This is a genomic window from Massilia sp. BKSP1R2A-1 (assembly GCF_050586525.1).
Classification (GTDB): Bacteria; Pseudomonadota; Gammaproteobacteria; order Burkholderiales; family Burkholderiaceae_D; genus Telluria.
Genome location: NZ_JBOBRE010000002.1, coordinates 458,825 through 470,733, shown reverse-complemented (window position 1 = coordinate 470,733; position 11,909 = coordinate 458,825). Strand labels below are relative to the sequence as shown.

The following is an 11,909-nucleotide window of genomic DNA, read 5'->3' as shown; positions in this document are numbered from 1 at the left end:
ATAGCCGACGCCCGCCATGCACCATGCGGATAGTTCCAAACGGCAATGCCAGGGCAGACGCGCACACTTGCGGTGCGCCTGTCATCGCGCTTATCATTGGCCGCTTAATCCAGACTGTTACTCTTCAGACACTACGACTTGCAAGACGGTCGAGCCCGCAAGCATGTATGATGCGCGGGAAAAAGCCACTTATATATAGAGCACCCGAGAATCACTATGACCAAATCCCTCATCATCGCCGAGAAGCCGTCGGTCGCGAACGACATCGCGAAGACGCTGGGCGGCTTCACCAAGCACGATGAGTACTTCGAGTCCGACGAATACGTCCTGTCGTCCGCGGTCGGCCACCTGCTGGAGATCGCAGTGCCGGAAGAATACGACGTCAAGCGCGGCAAATGGAGCTTCGCCCACCTGCCGATGATCCCGCCGTACTTCGCGCTGAACCCGATCGCCAAGACCGAATCGCGCCTCAAGGTGCTGAACAAGCTGATCAAGCGCAAGGACGTCACCACCCTGATCAACGCATGTGACGCGGGACGCGAAGGAGAACTCATCTTCCGACTGATCGCCCAGAACGCGAAGGCGAAACAGCCGGTCAAGCGCCTGTGGCTGCAGTCGATGACCCCGGCCGCGATCCGCGACGGCTTCGCCCACCTGCGCAGCGACGACGAGATGCTGCCGCTGGCCGACGCCGCGCGCTGCCGCTCGGAAGCCGACTGGCTGATCGGCATCAACGGCACCCGCGCCATGACCGCCTTCAACTCGAAGGAGGGCGGCTTCTACCTGACCACCGTGGGCCGCGTGCAGACCCCGACCCTGTCGATCGTGGTCGAGCGCGAAGAGAAGATCAAGCGCTTCGTCCCGCGCGACTACTGGGAAGTGCGCGCCGAATTCGTGTGCGCCGCCGGCGTCTACGAAGGCCGCTGGCTGGACACGAACTTCAAGAAGGACGAGAACGACCCCGAGAAGCGCGCCGAGCGCCTGTGGAGCCGCGCCGCCGCCGACTCCATCGTCGCCGCCTGCCGCGGCAAGCAGGGCGTCGTCACCGAGGAATCGAAGCCGACCACCTCGATGGCGCCGGCCCTGTTCGACCTGACCTCGCTGCAGCGCGAGGCCAACGGCCGCTTCGGCTTCTCGGCCAAGAACACCCTGGGCCTGGCCCAGGCGCTGTACGAGAAGCACAAGGTGCTGACCTACCCGCGTACCGATTCGCGCCACCTGCCGGAAGACTACATCGGCACCGTCAAGAGCACGATGGAGGCGCTGAACGACACCAACAACTACCAGCAGTTCTCGAAGCAGGTGCTGAAGAACGGCTGGGTCAAGCCGAACAAGCGCATCTTCGACAACACCAAGATCTCGGACCACTTCGCCATCATCCCGACCGGCGTGATCCCCAAGAATTTGACGGAGCCGGAACAAAAGCTTTATGACTTAGTGACGCGCCGCTTCCTGGCGGTGTTCTTCCCGCCGGCCGAGTTCCTGGTCACGACCCGCTTCACCGAAGTCTCGGGCCACCAGTTCAAGACCGAGGGCAAGGTGATGACCAACCCCGGCTGGCTGCAGATCTACGGCAAGGAGTCGCAGGACGACAAGGACGGCGCGAATCTCGTGCCGGTGCAGAAGGGCGAGAAGGTCCTGGCCGACAAGGTCACGCCGAACGGCCTGGTGACGAAACCGCCCGCACGCTATACCGAAGCGACCCTGCTGTCGGCGATGGAAGGCGCGGGCAAGCTGGTCGACTCCGACGAGCTGCGCGACGCCATGGCCGGCAAGGGACTCGGTACCCCGGCCACGCGCGCGGCCATCATCGAGGGTCTGCTCACCGAAAAATACCTGCTGCGCGAAGGGCGCGAACTGATCCCCACCGCGAAAGCGTCGCAGCTCATGACCCTGCTGCGCGGCCTGGGCGTGAACGAACTCACCGCGCCTGAACTGACCGGCGAATGGGAGTTCAAGCTCTCGCAGATGGAAAAAGGGAAGATCTCGCGCGACGAATTCATGCGCGAGATCCAGCAGATGACGCAGATTATCGTCAAGCGCGCCAAGGAATACGACAACGAGACCATCCCCGGCGACTACGCGACCCTGCAGACCCCGTGCCCGAACTGCGGAGGCACGGTCAAGGAAAACTACCGCCGCTTCGCGTGCACCAAGTGCGACTTCTCGATGTCGAAGACGCCGGGCAGCCGCCAGTTCGAGATCGAGGAAGTCGAAGAACTGCTGAAGAACCGCACCATCGGTCCGCTGCAGGGCTTCCGCTCGAAGATGGGCCGTCCGTTCGCGGCGATCCTGCGCATCGTGCGCGACGAAGAGATCAAGAACTTCAAGCTCGAATTCGACTTCGGCCAGGACCAGGACGAAGGCGAAGAAGGCGAGGGCGTGGACTTCACCGGCCAGACCCCGCTCGGACCCTGCCCGAAGTGCAATGGCGGCGTCTACGAGATGGGCCTGGCTTATGTATGCGAACACCAGGTCGCCAAGCCCAAGACCTGCGACTTCCGCAGCGGCCGCATCATCCTGCAGCAGGAGATTCTGCCGGAACAGATGGCCAAGCTGCTCAACGAGGGCAAGACCGACCTGCTGCCGGGCTTCGTCTCGCAGCGCACCCGCCGCGCCTTCAAGGCCTACCTGGTGCGCGGCAAGGACGGCAAGATCAGCTTCGAGTTCGAGGAGCGCAAGGCCAAGCCGGGCGCCAAGGGCAAGGCCGCTGACGGCGCCGCCGAGGGCGCGGACGGCGCTGCCGAACCGGTGAAGGCGGCGCGCAAAGCGCCGGCGAAAGCCGCGGCGAAGGCGCCGGCCAAGAAGGCGGCCGCCAAGACGGCGGCGCGCAAGCCTGCAGCGAAGAAGATCGCATCGGCGGCGGACAAGAAGTAAGCCGCGGCCATCGACAAAAACGCGAACCCGAGGGTTCGCGTTTTTTTTGCGCCCATCGCCTATCCCTGGCGCATGCATTTTTCAGGTGCATGACAAATTGCTTTTCATTAAGCACAACTTCCGGTAATAATCGAACAAGTTTCGTCATTCGGACCACCCGGCACTGCCGGCCATACCTATAACTAATTCGCCCGTCTGGACACCATGAAGCTTTCCGATCTCAAGATCTCCACCCGTCTCTACCTCGGCTACGGCGTCCTCGTCGGGATCACCGGCATCGTCGTCGCCATCGCCTACGCCAACTTCTCCGCCCTGGACACGGCCAACGCCCTGAACGCGCGCAGCCACCAGGCGCTGGCCGAAGTCGACGCCGCCATGCAGGCGCTCACCGATATCGAGACGGGCGAGCGCGGCTTCGCCCTGACCGGCACGGAAGCGATGCTCCAGCCCTACACCACCGGCAAGCAGGCCTTCCAGCAGCACGTCGACAAGGCGCTTGCGCTGTCGGCGGGCGACGATGCCCAGCAGGCGCGCCTGCGCGAGCTGGCCGCGCACCAGCGCAACTGGCTGGCGCAGGCGATCGATCCCGTGATCGCCCAGCGCCGCGCGGCGGTCGACGGCGACCTGTCCCAGGTCGTCGCCACCGTGCAGGCCGGCAAAGGCAAAGCCGGCATGGACGCGATGCGCGGCCTGGTCGAGCAGCTGCGCGCGCACGAAGGGGAACTGCTGGCCGGGCGCGAGTCCGACGTGCTGGCGCGCAAGTCGGCCATGCGCCGCACCCTGGTCGGCGGCGGCCTGATCGCGGCCGTGCTGGCGGTCTTCATGGCCTACCAGCTGGGCCGCAACATCAGCATTCCGCTGCGCCGCGCCGTCACCCTGGCCGGGCGCGTCGCGCAGGGCGACCTGACCGCCGAGGTCAAGGTGCGTACCAATGACGAGGCGGGCGAACTGATGGCGGCATTGAAGACCATGAACGCCTCCCTGGTGTCGATCGTGTCGCAGGTGCGCGCCGGCACCACCACCATCGAGACCGCCGCCCACGAAATCTCGGCCGGCAACCAGGACCTGTCGCAGCGCACCGAAGAGCAGGCCGGCGCGCTGGAGGAAACCGCATCCTCGATGGAAGAACTGACCTCGACCGTCAACCAGAACGCCGACAACGCGCGCCAGGCCAAGCAGCTGGCCGCCAGCGCCGCCGACACCGCCCTGCGCGGCGGCGAGGTGGTGTCCGAGGTGGTGACGACGATGGCCTCGATCAACGCAGCCTCGCGCAAGATCAGCGACATCATCGGCGTCATCGACGGCATCGCCTTCCAGACCAACATCCTGGCCCTGAACGCGGCGGTCGAAGCGGCCCGCGCCGGCGAGCAGGGGCGCGGCTTCGCGGTGGTGGCAAGCGAGGTGCGCAACCTGGCGCAGCGTTCGGCCACCGCGGCCAGGGAAATCAAGGAACTGATCAAGAGTTCGGTGGAGCGCGTGGACGCGGGCTCGCGCCTGGTCGACCAGGCCGGCAGCACCATGGAAGAGGTGGTGCAGAGCGTCAAGCGGGTGGCCGACATCATCGGCGAGATCGCCGCCGCGAGCGAAGAGCAGCGCGCAGGCATCGAGCAGGTGAATGGCGCGATCGTGCAGATGGACCAGGGAACGCAGCAGAACGCGGCCCTGGTCGAGGAGGCGGCGGCGGCGGCCGAAGCCATGCGCGAGCAGGCGGCCGCGCTGGCGCGGCTGGTGGGTACCTTCCAGCTGGCTTCGGCGCCGCAAGCAGGCGCGCCTGCGCGGCGGCTGGCGGCGCCAAAGGCAAGTGCCACGGCAGCCCGCACGTCACTGCGCAAGCCTGCGGTTCGCGCACAGGATGCGCAGACCGCCGGCACCGTCGTGGAGACCGTTTGACGACGGCGTGGCTACGTGCAGCATTTCTCGTGTGCTGCATGGGCCTGGCTTTCCCGGCCGACGCCGATACCCGTAAAGCGCCGAGCGAGCAAGAGATCCGCCGCCAGATCGTCGAAGAGTCGATTGCCGCCTACCCCGGCAGGTGCCCCTGCCCCTACAATGTCACGCGTAACGGAAGTTCCTGTGGTGGACGCAGTGCGTGGAGCAAGAAAGGCGGCTATGCTCCGATCTGTTACGAGAACGAGGTCTCGCGCGAGATGGTGAGGGAAAGGCTGGCACGCGAATCACGCGCGGTACGGCAGGAAAGCCCGCTACACTGACGAGCCGCGCGGCGCCGCGGCCTATCCACTCACGGAGGTTTGCGATGTTCAGCATGGACGACTTTGCGCAGTTGCAGTTCCTGGAAGGGCGCTGGCGAGGCGAGACCCCTCAGGGCAAGGCCTTGTTCGAGCAGTACGAGCGTCCCGAGCCCGGCGTGTTCACGTTACGCAGCTTTCACGATGCCAGCTTCTCTGGGCATAGCGACGGCGCCACCATCACGTTCCGGGACGGCGAAGTGGTCTCGCAGTGGAACGAATACAGCTGGCGCGCCTCGCGCATAGCGCCCGGCTTCGCGGAATTCGAACCGGTGAACGCGCCGAGCCGCTTCACCTGGCGGCGCCTGGATGACAGCACGCTGGAAACCGTCCAGTACTGGACGGCCGAGGGCAAGGAGCAGCAATACGTACACCGCATGACCCGCATTAGCTGAAAGAGTAGCCCCGACCGATGCAGAAGTTCCTGGTGTTCCTCGTCATGCTGGCGCTCGGCGCCTATGCTGCCGCCTGCCTCGCGCTGTTCGTCATGCAGCGCTCCCTGATCTACTACCCGCCCGCCGGCGCGGCCTTCCCCGCGCCGCATACCTCGACGCTCGAGGCGCCCGGCGCCTCGCTGAAGGTGTCGGAACGGCCCGCGAAAGGGCATGGCGCGGTGATCTACCTGGGCGGCAACGCCGAAGACGTCTCGGCAAGCCTGCCGCTGCTGGACGCCGCCTATCCCGACCGCGCCCTTTACCTGCTGCATTACCGCGGCTATGCGGGCAGCACCGGCAAGCCGGCCGAGGAAGAGCTGGTGCACGACGCGCTGGCGCTGTTCGACAAGGTCGCGCCGGAACACGGCGACATCGTCGTGGTCGGACGCAGCCTGGGCACGGGCGTGGCCGTGCAGCTGGCCACCCAGCGCCCGGTGCGCCGGCTGGTGCTGGTCACGCCCTTCGACAGCCTGCGCGACCTGGCGGCCCGGCAGTTCCCGTATTTCCCGGTGCGCTGGCTGCTGCGCGACCGCTACGATTCCTGGCGCCATGCGCCGAAGGTGACGGCGCCCACGCTCCTGCTGGTCGCGGGAAACGACGAGATCATCCCGCGCGACAGCGCGGACCAGCTGCTCACGCGCTTCTCCCCGAATGTCGCCACCATGCGCGTGATCGATGGGGCGGGGCATAATACGATCTCGAACAGTCCCGAATACCTCAAGGCGCTCGCCTGGGCGCGCTGACCCGCCAAGTAAAAAGGAAAACCCATGCCTGCCGATGCCCTGCTGCGCCACGTCGTGCTGTTCTCGTTCAAGGATGATGCGAGCGCGGAAGCGGTCGACGCCGTCGTCGCCGATTTCGCACGGCTCCCCGGCCAGATCCCGGGCATCGTGTCCTTCGAATGGGGCACCAACGTCAGCCCGGAAGGACTGAACGACGGTTTTACCCACTGCTTCACCCTGACGTTTGCGAGCAACGAGGATCGCGACGGCTACCTGGTGCACCCGGCCCACGAGGCGTTCGTGAAAACCCTGGGCGCTAGCTTGGCGCGTTCGCTGGTGCTGGATTACTGGGCCCGCTGAGCTTTGTAGGGTGGCGGGCTTCGGCGTCCCCGCGTTCGACCGGCTGATGAATGGACGACACCTCTACATGTATGGGATCTGAACGCGCGGACGGCGTCCTCGCCGCATGCCCCTCGAGCATCGCGGTATAGCCGTCCACCCTACGAGCGCACCTCGGCCAGTGCAGACCAGATCTCGCGCACCTGCTGCACCACGCGCGGATCGTCGTTCCCCTCGGCGTCGCCGAATTCGGTATTCGTCATCAGGATGCGCCCGGTCCCTTTGGCGGGATCGATGAACATGAAGGCCGTGATGCCCGGGTCGCTGCCGGTATGGCCGACCTGGCCGTTCTTCCGGATGCGCCAGAACACGCCGCTGTTCGGTTCCCCCGGCGGGCTGCCGGCGGGCAGGGCATCGGGCGGAAACTGCGGCTTGAACAGCAGGGCGAATCCGGCCCTGCTCAGGATGCCGGCGCCGCCGTGGAAGCCATCCACCATCGCCATCAGGAAGCGTCCCAGGTCGGATACCGAGGTCGTCAGGCCCCCATCCGGATAGGTCACCAGCCCATAGCGGGGATACGCCCGTCCCTTGTGGTCGTAGACGCTGGCCTGGCGCTGGGCCAGCGCCGGGTCGGCATGCCAGCGCGTGGCATGCATGCCGAGCGGCTCGAAGATGTGGCGCCTGGTGAAGGCGTCGAAGCCCATGCCGCTTTTCAGCTCGACCAGCCAGGCGGCCAGCGCCGAGCCGATGTTCGAGTAGTGGTAAGTGCTGCCCGGCGCCGCCTTGGCGAAGTTGCTCTTGCGGTAGCGGGCGCCGCCAGGCGACAGGTAGTTCTTCAGGAAGGCGCCCAGGGAGGCGTCACGCCGTCCCGGCACCGTGGAGTCGCGCTCGAAGGCCTTGTACAGCGGGCCCTTCCTGTCCGCGTCCGGCATGATGGTGTAGGCGTGGCCGTAGATGTCCTCGTCGTCGACGATGGAGGAGGTGTGCGTGACCAGCTGCCGCACCGTGATCGCGCCGGGCAGGTGCGGATTGCGCACCTTGAAGGGCAGGATGCGCTCGATCTCGGTGTCCAGGCCGAAGTAGCCGAGTTCGATGGCCTTGACCAGCGCGACCCCGACCACGGTCTTGCTGACCGAACCGACGTTCTGCACGGTCTCCTCGGTGTACGCACGCCGGCCGGCGACGTCGGCCAGGCCGAAGCCGCGCTGGTAGAGCACCTTCTTGTTCGATACCACGGCGACCGCGAAGCCCGGCAGCAGCGAGCGTTTCTGCAGCGCCGCCAGCCTGTCGGTCAGGGGAAGCTGCTGCGGGCCGCCGGCCAGCGCGGGCAAGCCGAAAGACAGTGGAAGCAGCAGAAGGGAGCGTCGTTTCATGAGGAATCCTGGCGGGCCTGAAAAGCAAAAACCGCGGTGAGAGCCGCGGTTTTTCAAGATCGACGCGCGATGCGCCGTTCCGTATTTATTCCTGCCACTCCTGCAGGGCGCGGATGGCCGCCTCGCCGTTGCGGATCGCCTTCACGCGGCGCACCACTTCGTTGCGCCAGGCCTCGTCGGCATCCTCGTCGGGACCATCGATATCCTGGAGCAGCATGCGCAGCAGCGCGTGCTTGTCGTCCGCATTCAGCAGCTGGATCTTCTCGGCGATCTCGGCAACCTGATTCGACATGCTAGTCCCCCCAGAAATATTTTTGAAATAATAGCTTGGGAATCAAAGGTTGTCGACAGGAACCATGTTATCCGTTGGTTTTCTATCAATCAACTTGTTATCGGGGTCGATCCCGGCCTTTCCCGGACGCGCGTCGACCACCAGGGTGATGTTCTGCCCGGCCTTGTCCACCAGGTGGCGTTCGCGCACCAGGGGTTTGCCGTTGCGGTCGTCGACGCCGAATTCGATGTAGTCGCGCAAGGCCATCGGCTGCTCTTCACCCGCCGCGGCGGCACGCACCTTGCCGGCGTGGGCGCTGATCGTCACCTCGTACTTGCCATCCGGGCGCTGGCGCGCGCTGGCGCCGACCGCGCGGTTCTCGTACAGGACGATGGATTCGAACAGGTCGCCGATCAGGTAGGCCTTGTCCGGCGGGGTGACCGCGCGCAGGCCGGCCACCAGCGCGTCGACGGAGGGATATGGCGCGCCCTTGAAGGCATGCTCGGCCACCAGGGTGCGCAGCACGCCGTTCACCGCGTCTTCACCCAGCAGGTCCTGCAGCAGGTAGAGGGCCAGGCTGCCCTTGCGGTAGTGAACGTAGCCCTGGTTTTCGTTCTCCGCCAGCGGCAGCTCGGGGCGGCGCGCGACGGCGCGGCCCATCAGGTAGGCGTCCAGGTTGTAGCGCAGGAAGCGGCGCATCTTCTGGGCCCCGACCGCGCGCTTCATGACCATCAGCGCGGTGTATTCGGACAGGCTCTCGGACAGCACGGTGGCGCCGCGCGTATCCGCGCCCACCACCTGGTGTCCCCACCACTGGTGGGCCGCCTCGTGGGCGCTCACGTAGAAGGGGTAGTCGATGTCCTTCGGCGAATCGTCGTCGATGCGGGCGATGAAGCCGGCGCTTTCCGAGAAGGGGATGGTGCCGGGGAAGGCCTGGGCATACTGGCCGTAGCGCGGGAATTCGACGATGCGCAGTTCGCGGAACTGGTAGCGGCCGAAATGGCGCGAGGCGTAATCGAGGCTGGCCTGGGCGCCGCGGATCATGCGCTCGACGTTCCAGTCGTGGCCGGGGTGGTAGTAGACGTCGATGGTCACGTCTTCCCAGCGGTCGTGGCGCACTTCGTAGCGGGCCGACTGGAAGGCGTAGAAGTTCAGGATCGGCTTGTCCATCCGGTAGTGGAAGTAGCGCCGGCCCTTGTCCATCCATTCGCGCTCCAGGGTGCCCGGGGCGATCGCGATCTGGTCCGGGCTGGTGGCGACCACGGCGTCGAAATTGATCCAGTCGGCGTCCTGGCCGAGGAAGTTGCGCGTGCGCCCGGCCGCGTCCCCGCGTGCGGGCAGCGGGTCCTTCGGGCCCAGGCCGAAGCGCTTGCGGTCGCGGTCGTCGGTGAGTTCGATGCTGCGCTGGTAGCCGATGCGCGGCAGCACCTCGTTGGTGAAGAAGCTGCCGTTGCCCACCACCGGCGTGTCGCGGCCGATGCCGAGCCAGCCGCCCGGCTTGTAGGCGATATTGAATTCGAGGGCGGTGCGCATGCCCGGCTGCAGCGGTTGGGCCAGGCGGTAGTGGTAGAAGCCGTGGGCCGGGTCGGCCGCCACCTGGCGCGCGTTCTGTGCGAAGCGTGCCTTCAGGGTGGCGCCGCGCTGCTGGTACAGCACGATGTCGGTGAGCGGCACGCCGCTGCGGTTCTCCAGCTGGTAGAAGCCCTTCACCTGCAGCGCGCGGCGTTCGGGTTCGATCCACACCTGCAGGTTGACGTCGGTGATGCGCGGCTGGGGGAGCCTGGCGTAGCGGTGGTAGCGCAGCTCGTATTCGGCGCGCTGGCGCTCGACCTGGGCGCTGGTCTGGTAGTCGCCGGCATGCAGCTCCCAGGCCAGCAGGGCGCCGGTGCCCGCGAACACCAGCAGGCCCAGGGCGAAGCCGGCCAGCACGGTGCGCGAGAGGTTGCGGCGCGCCAGGCGCAGGCGCTCGCGCCAGGTGTCGTCGACGCCGCGCGCCCACAGCACCCGCGCCGCAACCAGCAGCATCAGCGCCAGGCCCGACCAGTAGAGCTGGAACAGGCGCTCGCGGACCAGGTAGTGGCCGAAGCCGTTCATCGCCGAGTAGGTGGTCTGCGGCCACACGCCGTAGCTGAGCAGGGGATGGTCGTAGCCGTAGCCGCGCGCGGTGCCGGCCACGAGATACAGGGCGATCAGGATGAAGTAGGCGAGGTAGCGGTTGTTGACGACCACCTGCATGGCGATCGCCACCGCCGCCAGCAGCGCGTACTGCGGCAGCAGCACGGTGAACAGTACGCGCATGTACAGCCCTGGCTCGAGGCCGAAGTAGCCCTTGAACAGCTGGACCAGCATGCCCACCACCATGGCCATGAAGAGCAGCACGGCCTGCAGGCCGACCAGGGCCAGGAACTTGCCGGCGAGCGGCAGCCAGGTCGGCGCCGGCATGGCGTCCAGCATCTGCGCCATGCGCGCCTCGCGCTCGCGCCAGATCATCTCGCCGGCGAACAGCGTCGTCACCACCAGCATATACAGTTCGAAGACGCCGCGGATCAGGTCCAGCACCATATAGGTGACGGGTTGCGTATTGGTGCCGTAGATGCTGCCCAGGTCGATCGAGCTGGCGGCAAGGATCAGGGCGCCGGCGATGGCGAGGGCCAGGAAGTAGACGTTCCTGGTCGCTTCGCGCAGGTTGTACCAGGCCGACTTCCCCAGCAGGATGGTGAGGCTGCGGTGCTGGAAGTCCGGCGCTTCGCGGGTATCGACGGCGGCCTGCGACAGCGGCGGCGGGGTGTCGGCGACGATCGCTGCGCCCTGGCGCTTGCGCGGATCGACGTTGCCGACCGTCTGGAAGCGCCAGTAGCCGAGCAGCAGGACCACCAGGCCGAAGCCGATCCAGACCAGGCGGTTGACGAGGTAGACGCCTTCCAAAGTCACGAGGCGGGTATTGCGCTCGGCGATCGGCCAGTACTCGGTGAGGCGGATCAGGGCCGTGGTCCCGAAGGGGTCGATCAGGGCGGCCAGGGTCTTGTAGTCGAGGTCGCGCGCCAGCGAGGGCGCGACGATGTAGCCGACCATCATGACGATGCTGGCCACGTAGACCGGCAGCATGCGGCGCGACAGCGCGGCCAGCACGAAGAACAGGGCGCCGAAGATGAAGGTGTTGGGCAGCAGCGTGAACAGGTAGGGCAGGATCCAGGTCGCCAGCGGCGTCGGCCCCAGGCGGTCCGGCTCGATGCCGGGAATCAGGGTGCCGAGCCAGGCGCCCAGCACGATGCTCGACAGGATCACGGCCAGGGTGGCGAAGGCCCCGAGGAAGCGCCCCAGCACGTAGTGGTGCTTACGGATCGGGGCGCTGAAGAAGAAGTGCTGCGTCTCGTATTCGAAGTCCTGCTGCACCGAGCGGCCCATGACGGCCGCCACCACCACCACGCCGAAGCAGCCGAGGAAGGAAGCGGTCAGCGCGATCTGGCGCGGGGCGTTGATCAGCAGGAGGCCGCCGAAGGTCACCATGGCGTCGCGGAAGACGCCGCCCGCCGCCGCCATCCACAGCATGGCCAGGGCCAGGAACATGCCGAAGTAGATCCAGGTGGACAGCAGGCGCAGGCGCTGTCCCGCCTCGAAGCGCGCGATGGCGAAGAGCAGCCGCATGG

At 66.5% G+C, this 11,909-nt stretch carries 8 protein-coding genes; 5 read left to right on the top strand and 3 right to left on the bottom strand.

Features of this window, described 5'->3' with window-relative positions; genetic code table 11:
• The first annotated feature begins 216 nt into the window (after positions 1-216).
• From ACQ7JA_RS05425 to ACQ7JA_RS05405, 5 genes are all read left to right on the top strand, one after another.
• On the top strand, positions 217-2,877 hold the full coding sequence (locus ACQ7JA_RS05425; protein ID WP_430895332.1) for a DNA topoisomerase III: 2,661 nt from the start codon (positions 217-219) through the stop codon (positions 2,875-2,877).
• 204 nt (positions 2,878-3,081) lie between these two features.
• Positions 3,082-4,767 (top strand): methyl-accepting chemotaxis protein, encoded by a 1,686-nt coding sequence (locus ACQ7JA_RS05420; protein ID WP_430895330.1) that lies wholly within the window; start codon positions 3,082-3,084, stop codon positions 4,765-4,767.
• A 364-nt stretch (positions 4,768-5,131) separates the two neighbouring features.
• Complete coding sequence (locus ACQ7JA_RS05415) at positions 5,132-5,518, top strand: hypothetical protein (protein WP_430895328.1); 387 nt, start codon at positions 5,132-5,134, stop codon at positions 5,516-5,518.
• 17 nt (positions 5,519-5,535) lie between these two features.
• On the top strand, positions 5,536-6,300 hold the full coding sequence (locus ACQ7JA_RS05410) for an alpha/beta hydrolase (RefSeq protein ID WP_430895326.1): 765 nt from the start codon (positions 5,536-5,538) through the stop codon (positions 6,298-6,300).
• Positions 6,301-6,324: 24 nt separating this feature from the next.
• Complete coding sequence (locus ACQ7JA_RS05405; RefSeq protein ID WP_430895324.1) at positions 6,325-6,639, top strand: Dabb family protein; 315 nt, start codon at positions 6,325-6,327, stop codon at positions 6,637-6,639.
• Positions 6,640-6,779: 140 nt separating this feature from the next.
• Here ACQ7JA_RS05405 and ACQ7JA_RS05400 read toward each other — a convergent pair whose 3' ends face one another.
• The 3 genes from ACQ7JA_RS05400 to ACQ7JA_RS05390 form a co-directional block, all read right to left on the bottom strand.
• On the bottom strand, positions 6,780-7,991 hold the full coding sequence (locus ACQ7JA_RS05400; RefSeq protein WP_430895322.1) for a serine hydrolase domain-containing protein: 1,212 nt from the start codon (positions 7,989-7,991) through the stop codon (positions 6,780-6,782).
• A gap of 85 nt (positions 7,992-8,076) precedes the next feature.
• Positions 8,077-8,283: an addiction module protein gene (locus ACQ7JA_RS05395; RefSeq protein ID WP_430895320.1), complete on the bottom strand. Its 207-nt coding sequence runs from the start codon at positions 8,281-8,283 to the stop codon at positions 8,077-8,079.
• A 42-nt stretch (positions 8,284-8,325) separates the two neighbouring features.
• A complete protein-coding gene (locus ACQ7JA_RS05390; RefSeq protein ID WP_430895318.1) occupies positions 8,326-11,907 on the bottom strand; it encodes a M1 family aminopeptidase in 3,582 nt (1,193 codons plus the stop codon).
• Between the last annotated feature and the right edge of the window lie 2 nt (positions 11,908-11,909).

Excerpts from the sequence above, each read along its gene's own strand:
- ACQ7JA_RS05425 (WP_430895332.1), top strand. The coding sequence starts at position 217 with ATGACCAAATCCCTCATCATCGCCGAGAAGCCGTCGGTCGCGAACGAC.
- ACQ7JA_RS05420 (WP_430895330.1), top strand. The coding sequence starts at position 3,082 with ATGAAGCTTTCCGATCTCAAGATCTCCACCCGTCTCTACCTCGGCTAC.
- ACQ7JA_RS05415 (WP_430895328.1), top strand. The coding sequence starts at position 5,132 with ATGTTCAGCATGGACGACTTTGCGCAGTTGCAGTTCCTGGAAGGGCGC.
- ACQ7JA_RS05410 (WP_430895326.1), top strand. The coding sequence starts at position 5,536 with ATGCAGAAGTTCCTGGTGTTCCTCGTCATGCTGGCGCTCGGCGCCTAT.
- ACQ7JA_RS05405 (WP_430895324.1), top strand. The coding sequence starts at position 6,325 with ATGCCTGCCGATGCCCTGCTGCGCCACGTCGTGCTGTTCTCGTTCAAG.
- ACQ7JA_RS05400 (WP_430895322.1), bottom strand. The coding sequence starts at position 7,991 with ATGAAACGACGCTCCCTTCTGCTGCTTCCACTGTCTTTCGGCTTGCCC.
- ACQ7JA_RS05395 (WP_430895320.1), bottom strand. The coding sequence starts at position 8,283 with ATGTCGAATCAGGTTGCCGAGATCGCCGAGAAGATCCAGCTGCTGAAT.
- ACQ7JA_RS05390 (WP_430895318.1), bottom strand. The coding sequence starts at position 11,907 with ATGCGGCTGCTCTTCGCCATCGCGCGCTTCGAGGCGGGACAGCGCCTG.